We start from the raw sequence: 23703 nt of genomic DNA on the forward strand, positions 1-23703 counted from the left end.
CTCACACGGCTAAAACAGTAGGGCCAGTATAAGCATACTTGCTGCATTGCAGCGAGAGTGGGGTTCGATGTTTAACGCTGCATCATGCGAATAGAGGTATCAATCAGCTCGCCACCGCGTTCACGGATCGAAAAAGCTCCAGGGTTACGTAGCCAGTCGTGGAACAGGCCTCCCAGCATGGACTGCATCAAACGCGTTGCAATTTCGGGGCTAAGGTCTTCGCGCAACAATTGTTGCTGCTCAGCGAGCACAAAGACATTCAGCATCTCTTCAAAACATTCGTTGCCGATCTGCTCCTGCATGTCAAGCGGGTTAATATCGCTGAAGAACTCGCAGCGATGCAGCAGGATGGAGAGTATTCGCTGATAAGAAGGTTGCTCAAGGCGCACTAAACCTGCATGGCAGGCCAGTCGTATAGACTCCAGCGGTGATAGCTCGGCGTCAGCTTTGTCGACCTCATCCATTAGCGACTGGAAGGGCATGCGCACCTGTTCAACCAGCGCCATGAAAAGGTCACCTTTGTTTTTAAAGTGCCAATAAACGGCGCCGCGAGTAAGGCCTGCATGGCGAGCAATTTGCTCTAAAGAGGTGCGCGCCACGCCTTTGGCAAAAAATACCTCTTCAGCAGCTTCAAGCAGTGCTTCTCGTGTAGCAGCCGCTTCTGCTTTGGTCTTTCTTGCCATGGAAATGCAACCTCATTATCGACACAGTATGGTCATATTTTAACCTAAGAGGGAGAACATTTACATTCAAAACTGTATGGTTAAATGAGCCATCTCATAACGTGAGTTAACAAATTCGTCATTTCACGACTGAAAGCGTATAAACAGGCAATGAAACTGGCCCACATCGTACTATCGTCGTGAGCAAAACGAATTAAAAAAACAGGACAGAAAGCATGGCGCGAGCTCCTTTTCAGCTGGGCGAGCATACCATTATGCCCGGCCAACGCTTACAAGTTGATGTGCCGGTGGCGCGCTTATATACCCATACGCCCCTGCATATTCCTGTCGAAGTCGTGCATGGCCGCAAGGATGGGCCAGTGCTATTGGTATGTGGTGGCATTCACGGCGATGAAATCAACGGTGTGGAGATTGTCCGCCGGGTACTGCGCGCGAAAGCAATCAATAGTATCCGCGGTACCCTGATCGCGGTACCGGTAGTCAATGTGTTTGGCTTTTTACAGCAAACCCGCTACTTGCCCGATCGGCGTGATCTCAATCGCTGCTTTCCGGGCAGTGAGTCGGGCTCGTTAGGTGGGCGCATCGCGGCCCTGTTCCGTGAAAAAATTGTCGATCACGCTACCCATATTATTGATCTGCACACCGGGGCTATTCACCGCACCAACTTGCCGCAAATTCGTGCCCAGCTGCAAATCGGCAGCGAAACCGAGCGTATGGCCGATGCTTTCGGCGCACCCGTGGTACTGAATGCGGAACTGCGTGAAGGTAGCTTGCGGCACTACGCCCAGACGCGCGGTATTCCAGTGCTGACCTATGAAGCCGGCGAGGCGCTGCGTTTTGACGAGTGGGCGATTGCCCCAGGGGTTCGCGGTGTGCTGCGAGTCATGCGCCGACTAGGCATGCTGACCGGCGAACAGCGCCGCCGTACGCCAGCACCCGCAGAGCTTGCCAAAGGGTCAAGCTGGGCCCGGGCACCTACTGATGGCATTTTGCGCCCCAAGGTGCGCTTAGGCGCTCGCGTTGCGAAAGGCGAGGTGCTGGGCAAGGTCGCCGACCCCTTTGGCAATGATGAGGGTGAAGTGCGCGCTGTCGCCGATGGTATTGTGATTGGCATGAGTCGCTTGCCGTTGGCCAATGAAGGCGAGGCGCTGTTCCATATTGCCCGTTTTGATGAAATTGATGAGGCAGAAACGGCTATTGAGAGCTTTAACTCAAGCTTGGTACCGCCACCTGATTCGTTTTATTAATCGTTGTTCATAATTAAAAGCTATCGCTTCAATAGTTAAGGATTAGCTACTATAAATGGCAAGTCAGCAGCCATTTGACTATACCTAAGGATGGGCTTTGTTAGCGGCTGCTAAAAATGATAACAACCCGGGTTTGTACGAAAAGTCGGCGAGCGAAGACTAGACAAGGCAAAAATCAACGAAAAAGCGAAGTTTACGGGGTGTAAATGAGCATTTTGAGGCGATTTTTAACGCCGTATTGTCGAGCGCAGGCAGTTTTCGTACAAAGCCTAAAACAAATAGCTAGGCTTTCATCGAACTCGAACGAGTGGCGATCAAACGCCACGTCTACCGTGACATGGAGGAACAGCGATGACGAGCGATAAACCTAAGCACACCACGACAGATGCGGGCATACCGGTTAGCAGTGATGAACACTCACTCTCAGTAGGCCCAGATGGGCCGATTGTTCTGCATGATCACTACTTGATGGAGCAGATGGCTGCCTTTAACCGGGAAATGATTCCGGATCGTCAGCCCCACGCAAAAGGGAGTGGCGCCTTTGGTCACTTCCAAGTAACTCACGACGTTAGCCAATACACCAAGGCTGACTTTCTCCAGCCGGGTAAGAAAACCGAGATGTTGGCTCGTTTCTCGACGGTGGCCGGTGAGTCGGGTAGCCCGGACACCTGGCGCGATCCCCGTGGCTTCTCGCTGAAGTTCTACACCGAAGAGGGCAACTTCGACATGGTGGGTAATAATACCCCTGTGTTCTTCGTTCGCGATCCGCTCAAATTCCAGCACTTTATCCACTCACAAAAGCGTCGAGCGGATAACGGCTTGCGTGATCACGATATGCAGTGGGACTTCTGGACGCTTTCTCCGCAATCTGCACACCAGGTAACTTGGCTAATGGGCGATCGTGGTATCCCCGCCACTTGGCGCCACATGAACGGCTATTCCAGCCATACCTATATGTGGGTGAACGCTGAAGGCGAGCGCTTCTGGGTGAAGTACCACTTCAAGACTGACCAGGGCATTAAGTGCATGACCCAGGAACAGGCCGATAAGATGGCGGGTGCGGATGCCGACTACCATCGCCGCGACCTGTTCGACGCCATCAAACGCGGCGATCATCCCACCTGGACGCTGCAAGTTCAGATTATGCCGTTTGAAGATGCCAAGACCTACCACATCAACCCCTTCGATTTGACCAAGGTGTGGCCACACGCCGACTACCCGCTGAAAGAAGTCGGTAAGATGACGTTGGATCGCAACCCCGTCGATTTCCACAGCCAAATCGAACAGGCCGCGTTTCAGCCCAGCAACGCCGTGCCGGGCACCGGTTTCTCGCCGGATAAAATGCTGTTGGCGCGGGTAATATCCTACGCTGATGCGCACCGCGCGCGTTTAGGGGTCAACTACCAAGATATCCCCGTTAACTCGCCCAAGACCCCGGTTAACAGCTACAGCCAGGGTGGTCAGATGCGTATTTCCCACTCCACCGACCCGGTGTACGCACCTAATAGCAAAGGGGGCGCGCACGCCAATCCGGAAAGGTACCCGGAAGATGCGGTATGGGAGACTGACGGCGAGTTGGTTCGCGCCGCCTACACGCTGCGCTCGGGCGATGGCGACTTCAACCAAGCCAATGACCTGGTAAATAAGGTAATGGATGATGCTGCCCGCGACCGATTGGTAAACAATATTGTGGGCCACGTTTCCGATGGTGTTGAAGAGCCGGTGCTATCACGGGTATTTGAGTACTGGAAAAACGTCGACCAAACTATCGGCGAGCGTGTCGAGCAGGGCGTAATGGCGAACCGCCGGGAAAACGGTCAGTAAGCTTACGCTACTGGGAACACGAACCCGCTACGCTTGCGTAGCGGGTTTTTTATACAACGCACTCGGGTTCGTTCACTAAGCTAAGCGCGTCATCAAATAGGCGCAATCCTGCGCCTTCTTTATGGGCGTGTTCTGACAAATGACGCCGGAAGCGCCTTCCGCCAGGGCAACCCTGAAACAAGCCCAGCAGGTGGCGGGTGATGTGATTTAGCTTTGCACCTTCATCCAGGCGCTGCTGAATATACGGCCGGAAAGCTATTGCGGCATCCAAGCGGCTCGCCGCCGGGCCTTTTTTACCAAACAGCTGCTCATCGACGCCCGCCAGCATCCAAGGGTTTTGATATGCCTCACGCCCCACCATTACACTATCCACATGGGTGAGCTGCGCTTGGCACTCTGCCAGCGTTTTAATCCCACCGTTAATGCCGATATGCAATTCAGGACGGCTCTGCTTTAAACGGTGAACGCGGGGGTAGTTAAGCGGCGGCACATCGCGGTTCTGCTTAGGCGACAAACCCTGCAGCCACGCCTTGCGGGCGTGAACCGTGAACACCTCGCAGCCTGCGTCAGCAACGATAGCTATAAACCGCTCAAGGTCGGCATCTTCATCCTGGTCATCAATGCCAATACGGCACTTCACCGTGACCGGAATAGACACTGCTGCCTGCATCGCCCGCACGGCATCGGCCACCTTTTCGGGGTAGCCCATCAAGCACGCGCCAATCAGGTTGTTCTGCACGCGGTCACTCGGGCAACCCACGTTCAGGTTCACCTCGTCATAGCCCCACGCCTCGGCGATCGCCGCACACTCCGCCAGCTCACCAGCATCGCTGCCGCCTAACTGAAGCGCAAGCGGATGCTCCATCTCGCTATAGCCCAAAAAGCGCTTACGGGGAGTTCCGCGCAAAATCGCACCGGTAGTGACCATCTCGGTATACAGCAGCGCCCGCTTAGTTAACGTGCGTGCAAACGCTCTGTAGTCGCGGGTTGTCCAATCCATCATGGGCGCGACGGAGAAAGTTCTATCCAGCTCCGGGCGGGCAATGCCTGACTTCATGCGGGTTTGCGCGGTTGTGTTATCATTCATAACTGTTCATATTTACAGTAGTTGAGCCACGTTTTTAGCTAATTGGTGTCACAAATTTGGCACTTCGTGGCACTTTCATTTGTCACTTTTCGAGGCAGTGATGGCGACGATCGTGAAGCGTCTAAAAAGGGACGGTAGTTTCTCATATACTGCCCATTTTAGCATTCCGAGAAAGGGCCATACGCTAAAGCTTGGGTTTAAGCAGCAAACACCGCATACACCATCTGCAATGCCAATCCCATCAGCATAAAAGCGAATACCTGTTTGAGAAGTTTGACGGGTAGCCTATGCGCTAATTTTGCTCCGATGGGAGCCGTTAGAATACTGAAGGGCGCCATGAGCAGTAGCGCGGGCAGGTAAACGTAGCCGAGCGCTGCACTGGGCAGCCCTTGGGTAGACCATCCGTTGATTATGTAGCCAAGTGCACCAGCAACCGCGATCGGTAGCCCTACGGCTGCCGAGGTGCCTATTGCGCGGGGTAGCTTGACGTTACACCAGGTGAGAAAGGGCACTGTTAGTGAGCCACCGCCAATGGCAACGAGCGCGGAAATGCCACCAATGCCCAACCCCACACCGCTTACGCCAAGAGGGCCGGGTAAGCCGCGGCTCGGTTTGGGCTTGATGTTTGCCAGCATCTGGAGCGACATTAGCACCATAAAACAGGCGAAAAAGATGGCAAGGCCGTGGGTGGGTAGCAGCGCAGCGATAAATGTCGCCAAAAAGGTGCCCACTAATATGCCTGGAGTAATAAAGCGCACGATGTCCCAGCGAACGGCCCCGTGCCGATGGTGGGAAAGCAGGCTAGCGGTAGAGGCGGGAATGATGGCCGCCATGGCGGTGCCCAAAGCCAAGTGGGCAAGGTGCTCGTGGGGCACGCCTTGGAGTACAAAAAGCGACGTCAGAATTGGCACCATAATGCCGCCACCACCAATCCCCAATAAGCCCGCCATCAAGCCCACAAAACCGCCCAGTGCTACATAGGCCAACCACCAAATGATGTCCAAAGCCGCTGCTCCTAAAAGTGTCTTGTTAGCATGATAAGCATATTATACCTGAAGCGGTGCCTGTAGCGGGGCCAATACAAGTATTCCACTGTGGTAGCGGCTATGCAGTGGTAAGCTGCTAGGAGCCTGTCAGACTGAATGCTGATCTACTGCAAATTCGTGTGTTTTTCGCGACGATCGGTCAAGCTTGACAGGCTCCGGGGCAATATTTTGGAGTGCGTATGCGCAATGTATTAAGCAGTGTTGGTGTGTTGATGATATCCGTTGCGCTACTGGTAGGCTGTAGCGAAACAGACAAGCCGAGTGATTCGGCATCAACTGCAGAACAAACATCAGCTCCTGAGCCCACAGCTGCTGAGATAGAAGTGGCTGAGGCAGAAGAGATCGCGCCTCTTGTCGTCGAGATAATGGCGCATGTATCGCTGCGCAGTGATCGGCGTTTAATGGTGGAAGGCGAGAGCAACTTGCCCGATGAAACGCTGGTGCAGATTATTGTCGAACGCGAGATCAGCAGCGTGCGTTGGCGTGAGCGAACGCGTATAGAGGGTGGCGTGTTCGCAGCGGGCCCATTTGGCCCTGGCAGTGGCTTACCCGATGGTGGCTATATAGTACAGGTTGAGGTTTCCGAAGGCAGTGTGCAGCCGGAAGTCGTTCAAGCGCGTATCGGCCACGAGGGCCAGCACCTGGCGGGAGAGCTGGTAAATCAATCCCGCCATGGGCTGGGCCAAGTGGCCACCTACTCACGTCGCTTCTTGGTGGGGAGTGAGCCAAGGCAAACGCGTGACCAGGTGGAGGTGCTAGAGAGTCCGGGGAGGTAGACGCTTTAGGCAGGATGCCAATGGGCTAACAGTACTGCATGAATCGATGTGTCGCTTGGGGCTTTGGCGAAGTGCTCAATGACGAAACGATCGTCGCGTTGCACTACATAGTGGCCCGCTTTGTGAAACACATGGGTTGGCCCGAGTAGCAGAAGGTCACCAGCATTAACGGGTGAAAAATCTGTACCTGGGCCGGGTGTTGCCATCACGCACGGTGCTTTCCACTCGATGCTCAGCGGGAGGTGACTGGGCATTTTAATGGTCGTTGCCTGTACCTGTTCCCAGGGGAGGGGGCCAGTATGGGTCAACGTTAATAGCTCGGGGGCGCTATCACCTTCCAATAGAGTTGCCAGGGAGCAGTCGAGTGCATCAGCGAGCGCCACAAGGCGTTCGTGACCGATCTGCTTGATCGCCCCAGATTCCCAATAAGAAATGGTGACATCTGACACGCCAACTTTGCGTGCGAGGGCAGCTTTGTTGAGCTTGGCCCTAAGCCGCAGTTGCTTGATACGTGAGCCTAGCGATTCCATTTCGTCTTCCTGATGATGAGCTAACAAGCTCGTTGAATGTCTTCCACTATAAACTTCTCTAATATAGATAGTGGCGCTATGAACATACGTTATTGGTCTGTCTCAAGCTTGGGGTATGCGCCCAAAATGTTACTGCAGAGCCATACTAAGCGATTGTGCTTTAGCGCGCATTAGTGGACAAATAACGTTGAGTTAATTTCTCTGACGCTTTCTTGCACTAGTCGTTCCCTACGTGACGCTGTTGGTTGCGCCTAAGGTGCGTATAATATCGCCATGCATTTTTGCCAATAGGACGTTTTCATGACCGTACGTACTCGCATCGCACCTTCTCCCACAGGAGACCCCCACGTTGGTACGGCTTACATCGCGCTTTTTAACCTCTGTTTTGCGCGTCAGCACGGTGGCCAATTCATTCTGCGTATTGAAGACACTGATCAAGTGCGCTCTACGCCTGAGTCGGAGCAGATGATTCTCGATTCGCTGCGCTGGCTGGGTCTTGAGTGGGATGAAGGCCCCGATGTTGGCGGCCCCCACGGTCCTTATCGGCAAAGCGAGCGTGGCGATATTTATGCTCAATACGCCCAGCAGTTGTTGGATGCCGGGCATGCATTTAAGTGTTATCGCACCAGTGAAGAGCTTGATGAGCTGCGTGAAACCCGCAAGGCTGCGGGCTTGCACTTGGCATTGAAGCCTGCTGACTTAGCATTGGATAGCCAAGAGCAAGCACGCCGTGAACAGGAAGGCTGGCCTTATGTAGTGCGCATGAATGTGCCCGCTGAAGGCGTTTGTGTGGTCAACGATATGCTGCGCGGTTCGATTGAAGTGGAGTGGGCGCAGGTGGACGCGCAAATTCTGCTTAAATCAGACGGCATGCCCACTTATCACCTCGCCAATGTGGTCGACGATCATCTAATGGCGATTACTCATGTGCTGCGTGGGGAAGAGTGGATTAACTCAGCACCAAAGCACCAACTGCTGTATGAGTATTTTGGTTGGCAAATGCCGCAACTTTGTCACATGCCGCTGCTGCGCAACCCCGATAAATCCAAACTCTCTAAACGCAAAAACCCGACCTCTATCAATTATTATCGTCGGATGGGCTTTTTAGCCCAGGCTGTTACCAACTACTTGGGGCGGATGGGGTGGTCGATGCCCGATGAGCGCGAGAAGTTCAGTCTACAAGAGATGATGGCGGAGTTTGACGTTCAGCGTGTCTCGTTAGGTGGCCCTGTATTTGACTTGGAGAAACTGACCTGGCTAAACGGTGTGTATATCCGTGAAGACCTGGATGATGATGCACTGTTGAGCGCACTGCGTGACTGGGCTTTCAATGAAGCCTACGTTAAGCAGATACTGCCGCAGGTGCGACCTCGGGTAGAGACGCTCTCCCAGGTAATGCCGTTGGCAGGGCACTTTTTCTCTGGCCTTCCGGCGCTAACAAAAGCGTCGTTTGATAGCGTGAAGCTTGAAGAAGAGGAACTGGTCAAATTACTTCAGTTCCTTGTCTGGCGGTTCGAGGGCGTTTCGGCTTGGCATAAAGAGGCGCTTTTGAACGAGGTCAAAGCGCTGGCTGAGCACTTTGACTTGAAAATGAAAGCCTTTCTGGCGCCCGTGTTTATTGCTATTACCGGCAGCACGTCCAGTACTTCAGTGATGGATGCCATGGCGATTCTTGGCTCCGACGTTACACGGGCACGCCTGCGCAGTGCGATAGAGGTATTGGGCGGCGTCTCGAAAAAACAGGCGAAGCGCTTTGAGAAAGAGTTTCGTGAAATAGCTTTGTGAAATAGCTTCGTGAAACAGTTTAGTAAAATCAGCTAACCGCGCTTGAGATAGCGTTAGCGCCAATTTCTCGTCCTTAGGAAATTGGCGTTTTTTCTGTTGACGAAGACCTGCGGAATCAGTATTATACGCTCCGTCTTCGCGACATGTGGGGCCTTAGCTCAGCTGGGAGAGCGCAACACTGGCAGTGTTGAGGTCAGCGGTTCGATCCCGCTAGGCTCCACCAATTCGTAGTACTTGTCATCAGTGCCTTTCGCGAAGCGGCTCGATATACGTCCCATTCGTCTAGTGGTCTAGGACACCGCCCTTTCACGGCGGTAACAGGGGTTCGAACCCCCTATGGGACGCCACTAATTCAGTATCCCTCCTAATCGTTTATTTCTCTGGCAATGAGTCTTCTCATTTGCTGGTTTTTTGTATTCCTGCCGTTCACAAAAGAGCTACAAATCGACAATTTTTGGACGATTTTGTGCTTGACTTGTCCACTTTTTCGATTCTTGTTTTAAGGTTGTGCACAACCCCTTGTTGTTGACGTAAAAAATCTTTAACAGAACTTAAACCCTTGAAAAACAATAGCTTATGTTAGGTTAAAAAATAACCAATTTAAGGCTGGCCCACTGCCCATGGCGATTTCGGGACGTTTTGAAGTGGTTGTGAACAGGGTTATCCACAGATAGTGTGGAAAACCCTGAGCCAGGCCAGGATGTCAAAAAGTCAAGCGATATTAGGGCTTCTCGGGGGGGGGTAGTGGTGGCGATTTCGCCCAATGAATGCATCAAACGAGGCGAAACAGAACGCTATCAAATGGCTCCCATCAACGGTGCACTTAATAATTGCAACGGCTGATCAACAGGGCAGGCTATGCTCAGCAGGACAAGGGGCGGTCTCTAGGTGCGAGCTAATTCAAGGCTCGATAAGTCAGTCGATTGATGGTGGGTGCCTGTGGTGGTGCGTTGAAGGCCTATGAGGCATCGCGCCAATTAGTTCATGCATAAGCAAAAGGCCACCCTAAGGTGGCCTTTGGTCGTACCGTCATGTGGAAGGGGTTATTTTTTTGGATAGTCACGCTGGTCGTGGCCAATATAGAGCTGGCGCGGACGACCGATTTTGTAGCTTTCGCTGAGCATCTCGTGCCAATGCGAGATCCAGCCAATGGTGCGCGATACAGCGAAAATCACGGTGAACATATTGGTTGGGATGCCCATCGCTTTCAGAATGATGCCTGAGTAGAAATCAACGTTCGGGTACAGCTTCCGCTCAATGAAGTACTCGTCTTCTAGGGCAATCTGCTCAAGACGCTTAGCGATTTTAAGCTGCGGGTCGTCGGCCATGCCGAGCTCTGCAAGTACTTCGTCGCAGGTCTCTTTCATTACCTTGGCGCGCGGGTCAAAGTTGCGATACACGCGGTGACCAAAGCCCATTAGCTTGAACGGGTCGTCCTTATTCTTGGCTTTATCAACAAAGCGCTGGATGTTCTCTTCGGAGTCTTCACCGATTTCGTCAAGCATGGCCAGCACGGCTTCGTTGGCGCCGCCATGAGCGGGGCCCCAAAGTGCCGCGATACCTGCGCTAATACAAGCGAACGGGTTGGCACCTGTGGAGCCTGCCAAGCGTACAGTCGAGGTAGAGGCATTCTGCTCGTGATCCGCGTGCAGCATGAAGATGCGATCCATGGCTTTCGCGTATACCGGGTTGATTTTGTACTCTTCGCAAGGGTTGCTGAACATCATGTAGAGGAAGTTCTCTGCATAGGTCAGGTCGTTGCGCGGGTAGTTAAAGGGCTGACCCACATTATACTTATGGGACATTGCCGCTAGTGTAGGCATCTTGGCGATCAGACGGATCGCGCTGATCACACGATCTTCCTCTTGAGTGATGTCCATGTGGTCGTGGTAGAAGGCCGCTAAGCCACCCACTACACCGCACAAAATAGACATCGGGTGCGCATCACGGCGGAACCCTTTAAAGAAGTTGTTGATCTGATCGTGAACCATGGTGTGGTTGCGAATGCGCGATTCAAAATCCGCGTATTGCTCGTCGTTGGGTAACTCACCAAACAGCAGGGTGTAGCACACTTCTACGAAATTGGACTCTTTGGCCAGTTGATCAATCGGGTAGCCGCGGTGTAGCAGCACGCCCTTGCCGCCATCAATATAAGTGATGGCAGACTGGCAGGAAGAGGTGGCCATAAAGCCGGGGTCGTAGGTGAACAGGCCTTCAGCGCCTAAACCGCGTACGTCGATGACGTCGGGGCCAAGTGTGCCGGAATACATGGGTAGCTCGATCGGTTTATCCAGACCGTCTACCGTCAATGTCGCTTTCCTGTCAGCCATGCTGGCCTCCTTTCGAATTCGGGTTGGGACGTAAAGTCATTGCTGCGCATACCGCGCCGGCGAAAAGGCTTGCCCACTATAGAAGTGTGCGACATTTTGTCAATTAGCCTAAGCGCTAGCTTCAGGTTGTACAAATATTGTTGCTTTGAATAGTTTTTGTATACGATGAAAAAGCCTACATTATGGCGAAACGTCAGAAGATTGACGATAGGCTAACATGATATGTTAACAGGCTTATCAAATTGCTAATCTACTGTCACTATAACCATGCTGCAGCGCAAAATCGACTCAGGATGCGGACAATTTTCTTGCACCATAGTCGAGTTAGGGCTGAGTTCGGTTTGTAAGCGAGGGCGAAGGTTCTTATAATCCACGGCGCGCGACCGGCAGGTAGGTGGTCGTGCCCGACTTGGCAACGGCCGAGCCCCTTCCAGCAACCACCGCCCGCTCGGGCCATGCCCGACCTGTCGCAGAGCGGGCCAAGAGAGTGTGTACAAAGCCGTGAATAGCAAACGACCCGTAAACCTAGACCTTACTACGATACATTTCCCACTGCCGGCGCTGACGTCGATCACACACCGCATCACGGGTGTCATCCTGTTCGTTGGCCTGATTTTCGCTTTTTGGGCGCTGGGCAAGTCCTTGTCATCTCCTGCGGGTTTCGACGCCGTTAGCGATGCACTGGCCAATAATTTTTTGGCTAAGTTGATTGCTTGGGGGTTGTTATCCGCACTGGCATTCCACTTTGTAGCAGGTATCAAGCACCTGCTGATGGATGCCGATATTGGGGTAACCCTTGAGGGTGGCGTTAAAAAAGCGCAGATCACCGTCGTGGTCAGCGCTGTTCTGATTATTCTGGCAGGAGTTTGGGTATGGTAACTAACATTACAAGTTTTGGCCGTAGTGGGCTTTCTGACTGGCTGATGCAGCGCGTTTCTGCTGTTATTTTGGCCCTCTACACGGTCTTTATCGTTGCCTTTCTGCTGTTTAATCCGAACCTCGATTACTACACGTGGAGCGGTCTGTTCAGCCAGACGTGGATGCGGATTTTCTCGCTACTGGCGTTCGTCGCCTTAGCCGCACACGCCTGGATCGGCCTGTGGACCGTCACCACCGACTATCTCAAGTCCACTCGCCTGCGCGTGGGTGTCCAAGCTGTCATCATCTTGGGCATTTTCGTGTACTTGGTGTGGGGCATTCAAATTTTGTGGGGAGCTTGATTACATGTCTAATCTGCGTAGCCTGACGTTTGACGCCATTATCATTGGTGGCGGTGGCTCTGGCCTGCGAGCCGCTCTGGAGCTGGCGAAGTCCGGTAAAAAGACGGCCGTGTTATCGAAAGTTTTCCCGACCCGCTCTCACACCGTTTCTGCCCAGGGTGGTATTACCTGCGCGATTGCGTCCGATGACCCGAATGATGACTGGCGCTGGCACATGTACGACACCGTTAAAGGCGGCGATTATATCGCTGACCAGGACGCGGCGGAGTATATGTGCTCTGAAGGCCCGAAAGCGGTATTCGAGCTCGAGCATATGGGCCTGCCGTTCTCGCGTTTGGATAACGGTCGCATTTATCAGCGCCCGTTTGGCGGTCAGTCGAAGAACTTCGGTGAAGGTGGCCAGGCAGCTCGTACCTGTGCCGCTGCTGACCGTACCGGCCACGCGCTGTTGCACACCCTTTACCAGAATAACTTGAAGAACAATACCGTGTTCCTCAATGAGTGGTACGCGGTGGATTTAGTCAAAAATGCCAGCGGTGACGTGGTCGGTTGTATTGCCATGTGCATCGAGACAGGTGAAGTGGTGCACGTTAAATCCAAGGCCACGGTGCTCGCTACCGGTGGTGCAGGCCGCATTTATGCCTCCACAACCAATGCGTTGATCAACACCGGTGACGGCATTGGCATGGCGCTGCGTGCGGGCTTCCCGATGCAGGACATGGAAATGTGGCAGTTCCACCCGACCGGTATTTACGGTGCGGGCACGCTGGTCACAGAAGGCTGTCGCGGTGAGGGTGGCTATCTGATCAATAAAGACGGCGAGCGCTTTATGGAGCGTTATGCGCCGAACGCCAAAGATTTGGCGGGCCGCGACGTTGTTGCTCGTTCGATGGTCATGGAAATTCTGGAAGGTCGTGGCTGTGGCGAGAAGGGCGATCACGTCTTCTTGAAGCTCGATCACCTGGGTGAAGAAGTACTTGGTAAGCGCCTACCCGGTATCGTTGAGCTTTCTAAGACGTTTGCTCACGTCGATCCGGCAAAAGACCCGATCCCGGTCGTACCGACCTGCCACTACATGATGGGCGGTATACCGACCAACATTCATGGTCAGGCGATTACCATGGACGAAAGCGGTAACGATCATATCGTTAACGGCCTGTTTGCCTGTGGTGAAGCAGCATGCGTATCTGTTCACGGTGCTAACCGCTTGGGCGGTAACTCGCTGCTGGATCTCGTGGTCTTCGGGCGTGCCGCAGGCATGTTTATTGAAGGCGCCCTGAACGAAGGCATTGAGTACCTGGACGCTTCCGAGTCTGATATTGAGTCGGCCATGAAGCGGATCACGCGCTGGAATGAGTCTGAAGGTGGTGAAAGTATTCCTGAGCTGAAAGCTGAGCTTCAGGAAATCATGCAGACCTCCTTCGGCGTATTCCGCGAAGAGAAAAACATGCTGGAAGGCGTCGACAAGCTAGCGCTACTGCGTGAGCGCATCGCCAATGCCCACTTGCCTGACAAGTCCAATGCCTTCAACACTGCCCGTGTAGAAGCACTGGAACTTGATAACTTGATGGAAGTGGCAGAAGCGACGGCGATCGCTGCCCTTGAGCGTAAAGAGAGCCGCGGCGCCCACTCGCGCTACGACTATCCAGACCGTGATGACGTCAACTGGCTGAAGCATTCGCTCTTCTTCCCGGCGACGAAAGAGCTGAAAAAACGCGACGTTAACTTCAAGCCGAAAACCGTTGATACGTTCGAGCCTAAGGTTCGTACCTACTAAACGCCGCATAGACGAGAGGGAGTCACTATGTCCAATCTTCAGGTATCCGTATACCGTTACAATCCGGAAACCGACTCCGCACCTTACATGCAAGAGTTTCAGGTCGATACTAAAGGCCGCGATGTGATGGTGCTGGATGTTCTTCATATGATGAAGGAACAAGACAGCGGTTTGGCGTTTCGTCGCAGCTGCCGTGAAGGCGTCTGCGGTTCAGACGGCATGAACATGAACGGCAAAAACGGCTTGGCGTGTATCACGCCGCTGTCAGATGTTGTCAAAAACAACAAGCTGACCCTGCGCCCGCTGCCGGGCTTGCCGGTTATTCGCGATATGGTCGTCGATATGGGCTTGTTCTATAAGCAGTACGAGCGTATTCAGCCGTACCTGCAAAACGACACGCCACCGCCTGCCATTGAGCGCCTACAGTCGCCAGAAGAGCGCGACAAGCTAGATGGCTTGTATGAGTGTATTCTGTGCGCATGCTGCTCAACGTCTTGCCCGTCGTTCTGGTGGAACCCCGAGAAGTTTGTCGGCCCTGCTGGTTTGCTGCAATCTTACCGCTTCCTGGCCGATTCCCGTGACACGGCTACCAGCGAGCGGTTGAGCAACTTGGAAGATCCGTTCTCGGTGTTCCGTTGCCGTGGCATCATGAACTGTGTTGCGGTGTGCCCAAAAGGGCTCAACCCTACCCGGGCAATTGGTAAAATTCGCGAAATGTTACTTGCTGATGCTACCTAAGCCTATGACATCTTAGTAAAAATGCGCCTGCCACTTAAGTTGGGTGATAATGCCACTTAAATCATGGCGCTTCGCTTGTTATCATAGGGTTTGTCACGCGGTGCGGCGTCACGCCGCACCGTTGATCAGACAAGTTTGAAAGCCGGTGCCTGGGGTACCGGCTTTCGAGCATGAACTGAAGACGAAACATCGTATGACCGCTAGAAACACACTATGAACGCTAGATGCGACATAAAGTGTTAGATGAAGAATAGCTAGACGAACAGGGTTTCCGGCCGTTGGCCGGCGCCGCCGGCAAATGTCCCGCCCCGCCGGCAGGGCAATAGCGATGTCGCCGCATGTTTGCGACGATACCGATACCACCCCATCAGTGCAGGGTGACCGAGAGATGCAACAAGGCATAATGGAGTTGATGTGGCGTTCCTCTCACGTTAGTGGCGGCAATGTTCACTACGTGGAAGCGCTTTACGAGCAGTACCTCGCCGATCCTGAGTCTGTCCCTGACGAATGGCGCAGCTATTTTGATGAGTTGCCGCGCCCCGAGGGCAGTGCCTCCCACGATGTTCCACTTAGCCCCGTGCGTGATCAGTTCTACCAGTTGGGGCGCGAAAGTCGCCCGGGCCGGGTAGTCGCCGCTGCCGATAGCGGTGAAAACAAAAAGCAGGTAAAAGTCCTGCAGCTGATTAACGCTTACCGCTTCCGTGGCCATCAAAAGGCCAATATCGACCCGCTAGGGCTGCGTAATCCCACCCCCGTACCCGATCTCGATCTGTCCTTTCATCAGCTTTCAAAAGCTGATCTGGATACCGAGTTCCAAACCGGTTCTTTCTTTTTAGGTATCGACAAAGCGCCACTGCGTGACATCGTAGATGCGTTGGAGCGTACTTACTGCCGCTCGATCGGCTGCGAGATCATGCATATCGTCGATACGGAAGAGAAACGCTGGCTACAACGGCGTTTTGAGTCGGTACGCAGTGCGCCTGATTTCAGTGCCGACGTGCGCAAGCACGTGTTGGAGCGTTTGACGGCCGCCGAAGGTTTGGAGAATTACCTGGCATCCAAGTATCCAGGTACCAAGCGTTTCGGTCTTGAAGGCGGCGAATCGTTTGTGCCGATGATGGACGAGCTTATCCAGCGTGCTGGCGGTTACGGCACCAAGGAAGTGGTCATCGGTATGGCGCACCGTGGTCGACTCAATCTGCTAGTCAATATTTTGGGTAAAAACCCAGCTGACTTGATTGATGAGTTCGACGGCAAGAAAGTCATCGAGCGCGGCTCAGGTGATGTGAAGTACCACCAGGGTTTCAGTTCGAATGTCATGTCCCCGGGCGGCGAAGTCCATTTGGCGATGTCGTTTAACCCGTCGCACCTGGAAATTGTCGCGCCTGTCGTAGAGGGTTCGGTGCGTGCCCGCCAAGATCGCCGTAACGACGAAGAGGGCAGTAAGGTACTGCCGATCAACGTCCACGGGGATGCGGCGTTTGCCGGTCAAGGCGTGGTGATGGAGACATTCCAGATGTCTCAGACCCGTGCTTATAAAACCGGTGGCACCGTCCACATTGTGATTAACAACCAAGTGGGCTTCACCACCTCGCATCCGCTGGATGCACGCTCTACCGAATACTGCACTGATATTGCCAAGATGGTTCAAGCGCCTATTTTTCATGTCAATGGCGATGACCCGGACGCAGTGCTGCACGCCACCCAGGTCGCTCTCGACTATCGCCAGCAGTTCAAAAAGGATGTGGTGATCGATCTCGTTTGCTATCGTCGCCGTGGCCACAACGAAGCTGACGAGCCGTCAGGCACGCAGCCGATGATGTACTCCAAGATCAAAGATCACCCTTCTGCGCGCTCGCTGTACGCCAAGCGCTTGGTTGATCAGGGCGTGCTCTCTGAAGAGTCCGCTAAAGCGATGATCGAAACCTATCGTGATGACCTCGTGGCAGGCAACCACGTTGCCAATGCCCTGGTGCAAGAGCCCAACGCTTCTCTGTTCGTTGACTGGGCGCCTTACCTGGGTCACGAATGGTCTGGTGATGCCGACACGACGTTTGATATGAAGCGTCTGCAGCAGTTAGCGGCTCGCATGTGTGAAGTGCCGGATGGCGTCGAAGTGCAGCGCCAAGTGGCCAAGATTTATGAAGACCGGCGTAAAATGCAGGCTGGTGGTTTGGCACTTAACTGGGGTTTTGCGGAAACGCTAGCCTACGCCACGCTGCTAGAGCAGGGCCACCCGATCCGGATTACCGGGCAAGACGTTGGGCGCGGTACTTTCTCCCACCGTCATGCGGTGGTGCATAACCAGAAAGATGGCACTACCTATGTTCCGCTGCAGAATATGGCCGATGGTCAGCCGCGTTTCACCATTCATGACTCCTTCCTTTCGGAAGAAGCGGTGTTGGCATTTGAGTACGGCTACTCAACCACTGCGCCGAATGACTTGGTGATCTGGGAAGCGCAGTTTGGTGACTTCTTTAACGGCGCCCAGGTGGTCGTGGATCAGTTCATCTCCTCGGGTGAAACGAAGTGGGGCCGGGTGTGTGGTTTAACCATGCTGTTGCCACACGGCTACGAAGGCCAGGGCCCGGAGCACTCTTCGGCGCGCTTGGAGCGCTTCCTACAAATGTGTGCTGAGCACAATATGCAGGTCTGCGTACCCACCACGCCCGCACAGATTTATCATCTACTGCGTCGTCAGGTGATTCGTCCGCTGCGTAAACCGCTGGTGGTGATGACACCTAAATCGCTGCTGCGTCACAAAGAAGCGATTTCGAGCCTTGAAGATCTCGCCCACGGCAAGTTCCACATGGTGCTCGCCGACCAGGCGGATTTGACGCCGGAGAAGGTCACACGCGTTGTGCTATGTGCTGGTAAGGTCTACTACGACTTAGCCGCTTGGCGCGCTGAGAATGAGCGTCATGACACGGCAATCTTACGTGTTGAGCAGCTCTATCCGTTCCCGAAAGAAGAGCTTCTGGAAGCGCTGCAAGACTATACCAACGTAGAAGACATTGTGTGGTGCCAGGAAGAGCCGCTTAATCAGGGCGCTTGGTACTCCAGCCAGCACAATATGCGTGCAGTGGCCGATATGCTGAAAGATGGCCTTGGTCGCGAGTTGAAATTTGCGGGACGTCCTGCCTCTGCTGCTCCAGCAGCTGGTTATATGTCCGTCCACACTGAACAGCAGCGCCAGCTGGTGGAAGACGCTTTTAATTTATAAGCGACCACCGGATTTAGAGAACATATAAGGGAAACGACATGGCTACTGAGATCAAAGCGCCAACCTTTCCGGAATCCGTTGCCGAAGGCACAGTGGCGGCGTGGCATAAAAAGCCGGGTGACAGCGTTGAGCGTGACGAGCTGATTGTTGAGATCGAAACCGACAAAGTGGTGCTGGAAGTCGTCGCACCGGAAGCGGGTACCCTGACCGACGTAATGGCCGAAGAGGGCGATACGGTTGAGTCAGAACAGGTGCTGGGCAAAATCGGCGAAGGCAGCGCGTCTGACAGCAAAAAAGAAGAGAAACCTTCTGGCGATGACAGCGCTAAAAAGTCTGAAGAGAAATCCGAAGAGAAATCCGAAGGTAAGAAAAAAGAGAAACAAGCCAGCGGTGGCGGCAAGCAACACGACGTAAAAGCCCCCAGCTTCCCTGAGTCAATCCAGGAAGGCACCGTGGCAACTTGGCACAAAAAAGTCGGTGAAGCGGTGAAGCGCGATGACGTGCTGGCCGACATCGAAACCGATAAGGTTGTGCTGGAAGTGGTCGCTCCGGCCGATGGCGCCCTGGCTGAAATTAAAGCCGAAGAGGGTAGCCAAGTTGAATCTGAAGCGATTCTCGCGACCTTCACCGAAGGGGCGGGTGGTGACAGTGGTAGCGAAAGCGGTGGTGATTCAGCGTCCGCTAAAGCAGATAGCAGCGATGACGATGGCGCCGACGAGAAAGTAGGTGACAAAATCCTCGCTCCAGCCGCACGTAAAATGGTTGCCGAGCACGACCTGGACGTTGCCAAGATTGAGGGCACCGGTAAAGGTGGCCGTATCTTGAAAGAAGACGTTCAGAAAGCGGTCAAAGACGGTTCTGCCAAGAAAACAGCAAAATCGTCTGCACCAGCGAAAGCTGCCGCTGCACCGGCTGCCGAGGGTGAGCGCATCGAGAAGCGCGTACCGATGAGTCGTCTGCGTCAGACCATCGCCAAGCGCTTGGTTCAGGCGCAGCAAACCGCGGCGATGCTGACTACCTACAACGAAGTGGACATGACCGAGATCATGGCCCTACGTGCGCAGTACAAAGAGACGTTCTTAAAAGCTCACGATATCAAGCTGGGCTTTATGGGCTTCTTTGTAAAAGCGGCTTCAGAAGCGCTCAAGCGTTATCCGGATGTGAACGCCTCTATCGACGGCACCGACATCGTTTATCACGGTTACCAGGATATCGGCGTTGCTGTATCCACCGACCGTGGTTTGGTCGTACCGGTACTGCGTGACACCGACAGCATGAAAATTGCTGACGTCGAGCGCAAGATTGTCGATTTCGGCAAGCGTGGTCGTGACGGCAAGTTGGGCATGGACGACATGATCGGTGGCACCTTTACCATCACCAACGGCGGTACCTTTGGCTCGTTGATGTCGACCCCAATTATCAACCCGCCGCAAACTGCCATTCTGGGCATGCACAAAATCCAGGATCGTCCGATGGCCATCAACGGCAAGGTCGAGATTCGCCCGATGATGTATCTGGCGCTCTCTTACGACCACCGTATGATCGACGGCAAAGACGCCGTTCAATTCTTGGTCACTCTAAAAGAATTGCTGGAAGACCCGGCACGTCTGCTGCTAGATATCTAAAAAAACGTAAGCGTCATATTGATTCAGTACGCTGATGCTTAACTAGGATATATCTGCAATCGCACACAGCCTCCCGCCCGGTTCGAGTTAAAATGGGGGGAGGCCAGCAAGCTAAAGGAGCCAACATGGCTGATAAGTTTGATGTGATCGTTATCGGTGCCGGCCCTGGCGGTTACGTCGCCGCCATTCGCGCTGCACAAATGGGCCTAAAAGCGGCCTGTATTGAAAAATGGATCGGTAAAGAAGGCAATGTTGTCCACGGTGGCACCTGCTTGAACGTGGGCTGTATTCCGTCTAAAGCGCTGCTTGAAGCATCCCATAAGTTCGTTGAAGCCAAGCACGATTTCGACGATATGGGCATTCAGGCCAGCGACGTCTCCATGGACGTTACCAAGATGATGGCGCGCAAGGACAAGATCGTTAAGAACTTGACCGGCGGCATCTCTGGCTTGTTTAAGGCCAATGGCGTTACTGCGATCGAAGGTACCGGTAAAGTGGTGTCTGGCAAGCAGGTTGAGGTCACTGACAACGACGGCAATACCACCACCTATGATGCCGATAACATCGTTATCGCTGCGGGCTCAGTACCGGTGGAAATTCCGCCGACCCCGTTGACCGAAGGCTTGATTGTCGACTCTACCGGCGCGCTGGAATTCACCGAAACACCCAAGCGTTTGGGCGTGATTGGTGCCGGCATCATCGGTCTTGAGCTGGGCAGCGTATGGAACCGTCTGGGCTCAGAAGTCACCGTGCTTGAAGCAATGGACGGCTTTCTGCCGATGGTAGACGCCACAGTCGCCAAAGAGACGCAGAAGCTGCTCAAGAAGCAGGGACTGGATATCAAACTGGGCGCTCGCGTCACCGGTTCTGAAGTCAAAGGCGAAGAAGTCGTTGTGAAGTACAGCGATGCCAACGGCGAACAAGAGATGACCTTTGATAAGCTCATCGTCTGTGTTGGTCGTCGTCCCTACACCAAAGGCGTCATCGCCGACGGTGTCAGCATTGAGCTGGATGAACGCGGCTTTATCTTTGTCGACGACCAGTGCCGTACCAACGTCCCGGGCGTTTACGCTATCGGTGACTGTGTACGCGGCCCGATGCTGGCGCACAAAGCGTCTGAAGAGGGCATCATGGTGGCAGATATCATCGCTGGCCATAAGGCCGAGATGAACTACGATACGATCCCTAGCGTCATTTATACCTATCCGGAAGTCGCGTGGGTCGGTATGACTGAACAAGACGCCAAAGCGAAAGGCATCGAAGTCAAAACCGGCACCTTCCCCTTCGCGGCAAGTGGCCGCGCGATGGCTAATAACGCCACCGAAGGTAGTGCCAAAATTATCGCCGATGCGGAAACTGACCGTATTCTCGGTATGCACATCGTGGGTCAACACGCTGGCGAGATGATTGCCCAAGGCGTGATTGCCATGGAATTCGGTTCTAGCGCCGAAGACCTGGCGTTAACCTGCTACGCACACCCGACCATGTCGGAAGCTGTCCACGAAGCAGCGCTTGCGGTAGATGGCCACGCGATTCATATGGCCAATCGCAAGAAGCGTAAGTAATTCAGTAAGCAACAACGAAGCGCCACCTTCTAAGGGTGGCGCAAACTTTCGGCTTTGTCTTAATCCACAAAGATCGAAAGAACGGGGATGACCCGTTCTTTTAAGACCGCTCTTGCAAGGCTGCTCTTAAAAGAATACGGGTCATCGTTCGAGTCACATGCAACCAATGGCATGAATCGATGAATCTTCACGAGTATCAAGGTAAACAGCTGTTTGCCGACTATGGTCTACCAGTGTCTAAAGGCTTTGCAGTCGACACGCCCGAAGAAGCGGAAGAGGCTTGCAAAAAAATCGGTGGTGACATGTGGGTGGTTAAAGCCCAGGTTCACGCCGGTGGCCGTGGTAAAGCGGGTGGCGTTAAGCTGATTAAAGACCCGGCTGAAGCCAAAGCATTTGCTGAGCAGTGGCTGGGTAAAAATCTGGTAACCTTCCAGACTGACGAAAAAGGTCAGCCGGTTGCCAAGATTTTGGTTGAGACCTGTACTGACATCGCCGATGAGCTGTATCTCGGTGCCGTGGTTGACCGTACTACCCGTCGTGTGGTCTTTATGGCCTCTACCGAAGGTGGTGTTGAGATCGAGACGGTTGCAGAAGAGACGCCGGAAAAGATTCTCAAAGCCGAAATCGATCCGCTGGTCGGCGCACAGCCGTACCAAGCGCGTGAACTAGCCTTTGCGCTGGGCCTAAAGGGCGACCAGATCAAGCAGTTCACCAAGATTTTCCTGGGTCTGTCTCAGTTGTTCCACGACAAAGACCTGGCGCTGTTGGAAATTAACCCGCTGGTCGTCACTGAAGAGGGTAATCTGCACTGCCTCGACGCCAAACTGGGTCTGGATAGCAATGCCCTATACCGTCACCCTGATCTGCAGGCCATGCGTGACCCTTCGCAAGAAGATCAGCGTGAAGCCGATGCGGCGAAGTGGGAACTTAACTATGTCGCGCTTGATGGCAACATCGGCTGCATGGTTAATGGCGCAGGTTTGGCCATGGGCACCATGGACATCGTCAACCTGAGCGGCGGCAAGCCCGCTAACTTCTTGGACGTTGGCGGTGGTGCCACCAAGGAGCGCGTGGCAGAAGCGTTCAAAATCATCCTCTCTGACGACAATGTTAAAGCCGTTCTGGTTAACATTTTCGGCGGTATCGTACGTTGCGACATGATTGCTGAAGGCATTATCGGTGCCGTTGAGCAAGTGGGTGTCAACGTACCGGTTGTCGTACGTCTGGAAGGTAACAACGCCGAGCTGGGTGCTGAAAAACTAGCATCGAGCGGTTTGAACATCATCGCGGCTACCAGTCTGACCGACGCGGCTCAGCAGGTCGTTAAAGCGGCGGAGGGCAAGTAATGAGCATCCTGATCGATAAGAACACCAAGGTCATCTGCCAGGGCTTTACCGGTGGCCAAGGCACGTTCCACTCCGAGCAGGCGATTGCCTACGGTACGCAAATGGTCGGTGGTGTTACGCCGGGTAAAGGCGGCCAAGAGCACCTCGGTCTGCCCGTTTTCAATACCGTGAAAGAAGCGGTAGCGAAAACCGGTGCGGAAGCCAGCGTTATCTACGTACCTGCGCCGTTCTGTAAAGATTCGATCCTTGAAGCGGCGAACGCCGGTATCAAGCTGATTGTGTGCATCACCGAAGGCATCGCCACGCTGGATATGCTCGAAGCGAAAGTGAAGTGCGACGAGCTGGGCGTACGTCTGATTGGCCCCAACTGCCCAGGTGTTATCACCCCAGGCGAATGCAAAATCGGCATCATGCCGGGCCACATTCACCAGCCGGGCCGTGTCGGTATCGTATCGCGCTCTGGTACATTGACCTATGAAGCCGTTAAGCAGACCACTGATCACGGTTTTGGTCAGTCTACCTGTGTAGGCATTGGCGGCGACCCGATTCCAGGCTCTAACTTCATCGACATCCTTGAGATGTTCGAGAAAGACCCGAAAACCGAAGCTATCGTCATGATCGGCGAAATCGGTGGCACGGCTGAAGAAGAAGCGGCGGCTTATATCAAAGCCAACGTTTCCAAGCCCGTGGTTTCCTACATTGCCGGTGTCACTGCACCTCCTGGTAAGCGTATGGGCCACGCGGGCGCGATCATCTCTGGCGGTAAAGGCACCGCTGACGAGAAGTTTGCTGCACTAGAAGACGCCGGTGTTAAAACCGTGCGCTCTTTGGCTGAAATCGGTGATGCGCTGAAAGAAGTGACTGGCTGGTAAGCCATTGACGTTTAGCTGCACGCTATAAG

At 53.8% G+C, this 23703-nt stretch carries 18 protein-coding genes and 2 tRNA genes; 15 read left to right on the top strand and 5 right to left on the bottom strand.

All coding sequences use genetic code 11. The annotated features are described in order from the left end of the window. Positions 1-71: 71 nt before the first annotated feature. Complete coding sequence (locus HZU72_RS11965) at positions 72-683, bottom strand: TetR family transcriptional regulator (RefSeq protein ID WP_039859306.1); 612 nt, start codon at positions 681-683, stop codon at positions 72-74. Between the two features lie 215 nt (positions 684-898). On the opposite strand from HZU72_RS11965, the gene HZU72_RS11970 reads away from it, so the two are divergent. Next, on the top strand, positions 899-1930 hold the full coding sequence (locus tag HZU72_RS11970) for a succinylglutamate desuccinylase/aspartoacylase family protein (protein WP_180092139.1): 1032 nt from the start codon (positions 899-901) through the stop codon (positions 1928-1930). A gap of 351 nt (positions 1931-2281) precedes the next feature. Then, entirely contained in the window at positions 2282-3754 is a 1473-nt protein-coding gene (locus tag HZU72_RS11975; protein WP_180092142.1) for a catalase, read from the top strand. 49 nt (positions 3755-3803) lie between these two features. Here HZU72_RS11975 and dusA read toward each other — a convergent pair whose 3' ends face one another. Next, positions 3804-4841 (bottom strand): tRNA dihydrouridine(20/20a) synthase DusA, encoded by a 1038-nt coding sequence (dusA, locus tag HZU72_RS11980; RefSeq protein WP_235976088.1) that lies wholly within the window; start codon positions 4839-4841, stop codon positions 3804-3806. Positions 4842-5038: 197 nt separating this feature from the next. After that, positions 5039-5845, bottom strand: coding sequence for a sulfite exporter TauE/SafE family protein (locus HZU72_RS11985; RefSeq protein ID WP_180092146.1), 807 nt, complete (start codon positions 5843-5845; stop codon positions 5039-5041). A 221-nt stretch (positions 5846-6066) separates the two neighbouring features. Here HZU72_RS11985 and HZU72_RS11990 point away from each other — a divergent pair, with 221 nt between their 5' ends. Further along, positions 6067-6663 carry a hypothetical protein gene (locus tag HZU72_RS11990; protein ID WP_180092149.1) on the top strand — a complete coding sequence of 199 codons (597 nt, stop codon included), beginning with the start codon at positions 6067-6069 and terminating at the stop codon, positions 6661-6663. Positions 6664-6668: 5 nt separating this feature from the next. Here the strand turns inward: HZU72_RS11990 and HZU72_RS11995 are convergent, their stop codons facing one another. Continuing rightward, positions 6669-7193 carry a helix-turn-helix domain-containing protein gene (locus tag HZU72_RS11995; RefSeq protein ID WP_180092152.1) on the bottom strand — a complete coding sequence of 175 codons (525 nt, stop codon included), beginning with the start codon at positions 7191-7193 and terminating at the stop codon, positions 6669-6671. Positions 7194-7493: 300 nt separating this feature from the next. Between HZU72_RS11995 and gltX the strand changes: the two genes are divergently transcribed. From gltX to HZU72_RS12010, 3 genes are all read left to right on the top strand, one after another. Continuing rightward, complete coding sequence (gene gltX, locus HZU72_RS12000) at positions 7494-8978, top strand: glutamate--tRNA ligase (RefSeq protein WP_180092155.1); 1485 nt, start codon at positions 7494-7496, stop codon at positions 8976-8978. 147 nt (positions 8979-9125) lie between these two features. After that, positions 9126-9201: transfer RNA gene (locus HZU72_RS12005), tRNA-Ala, on the top strand. A gap of 48 nt (positions 9202-9249) precedes the next feature. Next, positions 9250-9325, top strand: a tRNA-Glu gene (locus HZU72_RS12010). 696 nt (positions 9326-10021) lie between these two features. Here the strand turns inward: HZU72_RS12010 and gltA are convergent. Beyond that, positions 10022-11308 (bottom strand): citrate synthase, encoded by a 1287-nt coding sequence (gene gltA, locus HZU72_RS12015; RefSeq protein WP_180092158.1) that lies wholly within the window; start codon positions 11306-11308, stop codon positions 10022-10024. Between the two features lie 501 nt (positions 11309-11809). Between gltA and sdhC the strand changes: the two genes are divergently transcribed. The 9 genes from sdhC (at position 11810) to sucD (ending at position 23674) form a co-directional block, all read left to right on the top strand. After that, positions 11810-12187 (top strand): succinate dehydrogenase, cytochrome b556 subunit, encoded by a 378-nt coding sequence (sdhC, locus tag HZU72_RS12020; protein WP_196518187.1) that lies wholly within the window; start codon positions 11810-11812, stop codon positions 12185-12187. After that, positions 12181-12528, top strand: coding sequence for a succinate dehydrogenase, hydrophobic membrane anchor protein (gene sdhD / locus HZU72_RS12025; protein ID WP_022520469.1), 348 nt, complete (start codon positions 12181-12183; stop codon positions 12526-12528). Before sdhC ends, sdhD begins: the two co-directional genes overlap by 7 nt. Positions 12529-12532: 4 nt before the next feature. Next, positions 12533-14305, top strand: coding sequence for a succinate dehydrogenase flavoprotein subunit (sdhA, locus tag HZU72_RS12030; protein WP_180092161.1), 1773 nt, complete (start codon positions 12533-12535; stop codon positions 14303-14305). Positions 14306-14332: 27 nt separating this feature from the next. Further along, the gene (locus HZU72_RS12035; protein WP_088701076.1) at positions 14333-15043 is read left to right on the top strand and encodes a succinate dehydrogenase iron-sulfur subunit; all 711 of its coding nucleotides are present in this window, start codon (positions 14333-14335) and stop codon (positions 15041-15043) included. A 388-nt stretch (positions 15044-15431) separates the two neighbouring features. After that, on the top strand, positions 15432-18266 hold the full coding sequence (locus tag HZU72_RS12040) for a 2-oxoglutarate dehydrogenase E1 component (protein WP_180092297.1): 2835 nt from the start codon (positions 15432-15434) through the stop codon (positions 18264-18266). 38 nt (positions 18267-18304) lie between these two features. Continuing rightward, positions 18305-19891: a 2-oxoglutarate dehydrogenase complex dihydrolipoyllysine-residue succinyltransferase gene (gene odhB, locus HZU72_RS12045; RefSeq protein WP_180092164.1), complete on the top strand. Its 1587-nt coding sequence runs from the start codon at positions 18305-18307 to the stop codon at positions 19889-19891. A gap of 125 nt (positions 19892-20016) precedes the next feature. Next, complete coding sequence (lpdA, locus tag HZU72_RS12050) at positions 20017-21456, top strand: dihydrolipoyl dehydrogenase (protein WP_180092167.1); 1440 nt, start codon at positions 20017-20019, stop codon at positions 21454-21456. Between the two features lie 179 nt (positions 21457-21635). Then, the gene (gene sucC / locus HZU72_RS12055) at positions 21636-22802 is read left to right on the top strand and encodes an ADP-forming succinate--CoA ligase subunit beta (RefSeq protein ID WP_180092170.1); all 1167 of its coding nucleotides are present in this window, start codon (positions 21636-21638) and stop codon (positions 22800-22802) included. Continuing rightward, the gene (sucD, locus tag HZU72_RS12060; RefSeq protein ID WP_009287300.1) at positions 22802-23674 is read left to right on the top strand and encodes a succinate--CoA ligase subunit alpha; all 873 of its coding nucleotides are present in this window, start codon (positions 22802-22804) and stop codon (positions 23672-23674) included. Before sucC ends, sucD begins: the two co-directional genes overlap by 1 nt. The last annotated feature ends 29 nt before the right edge of the window (positions 23675-23703 follow it).

The sequence above is a fragment of the Vreelandella sedimenti genome, assembly GCF_013416325.1.
Lineage (GTDB): Bacteria > Pseudomonadota > Gammaproteobacteria > Pseudomonadales > Halomonadaceae > Vreelandella > Vreelandella sedimenti.

What these genes read in the sequence shown, in the direction of transcription:
- gltX (WP_180092155.1), top strand. Translation starts at nt 7,494, where the DNA reads ATGACCGTACGTACTCGCATCGCACCTTCTCCCACAGGAGACCCCCAC.
- gltA (WP_180092158.1), bottom strand. Translation starts at nt 11,308, where the DNA reads ATGGCTGACAGGAAAGCGACATTGACGGTAGACGGTCTGGATAAACCG.
- HZU72_RS11975 (WP_180092142.1), top strand. Translation starts at nt 2,282, where the DNA reads ATGACGAGCGATAAACCTAAGCACACCACGACAGATGCGGGCATACCG.
- sdhD (WP_022520469.1), top strand. Translation starts at nt 12,181, where the DNA reads ATGGTAACTAACATTACAAGTTTTGGCCGTAGTGGGCTTTCTGACTGG.
- lpdA (WP_180092167.1), top strand. Translation starts at nt 20,017, where the DNA reads ATGGCTGATAAGTTTGATGTGATCGTTATCGGTGCCGGCCCTGGCGGT.
- HZU72_RS11965 (WP_039859306.1), bottom strand. Translation starts at nt 683, where the DNA reads ATGGCAAGAAAGACCAAAGCAGAAGCGGCTGCTACACGAGAAGCACTG.
- HZU72_RS11970 (WP_180092139.1), top strand. Translation starts at nt 899, where the DNA reads ATGGCGCGAGCTCCTTTTCAGCTGGGCGAGCATACCATTATGCCCGGC.
- odhB (WP_180092164.1), top strand. Translation starts at nt 18,305, where the DNA reads ATGGCTACTGAGATCAAAGCGCCAACCTTTCCGGAATCCGTTGCCGAA.
- dusA (WP_235976088.1), bottom strand. Translation starts at nt 4,841, where the DNA reads ATGAATGATAACACAACCGCGCAAACCCGCATGAAGTCAGGCATTGCC.
- sucD (WP_009287300.1), top strand. Translation starts at nt 22,802, where the DNA reads ATGAGCATCCTGATCGATAAGAACACCAAGGTCATCTGCCAGGGCTTT.
- HZU72_RS11990 (WP_180092149.1), top strand. Translation starts at nt 6,067, where the DNA reads ATGCGCAATGTATTAAGCAGTGTTGGTGTGTTGATGATATCCGTTGCG.
- HZU72_RS11995 (WP_180092152.1), bottom strand. Translation starts at nt 7,193, where the DNA reads ATGGAATCGCTAGGCTCACGTATCAAGCAACTGCGGCTTAGGGCCAAG.
- HZU72_RS12035 (WP_088701076.1), top strand. Translation starts at nt 14,333, where the DNA reads ATGTCCAATCTTCAGGTATCCGTATACCGTTACAATCCGGAAACCGAC.
- sucC (WP_180092170.1), top strand. Translation starts at nt 21,636, where the DNA reads ATGAATCTTCACGAGTATCAAGGTAAACAGCTGTTTGCCGACTATGGT.
- sdhA (WP_180092161.1), top strand. Translation starts at nt 12,533, where the DNA reads ATGTCTAATCTGCGTAGCCTGACGTTTGACGCCATTATCATTGGTGGC.
- HZU72_RS12040 (WP_180092297.1), top strand. Translation starts at nt 15,432, where the DNA reads ATGCAACAAGGCATAATGGAGTTGATGTGGCGTTCCTCTCACGTTAGT.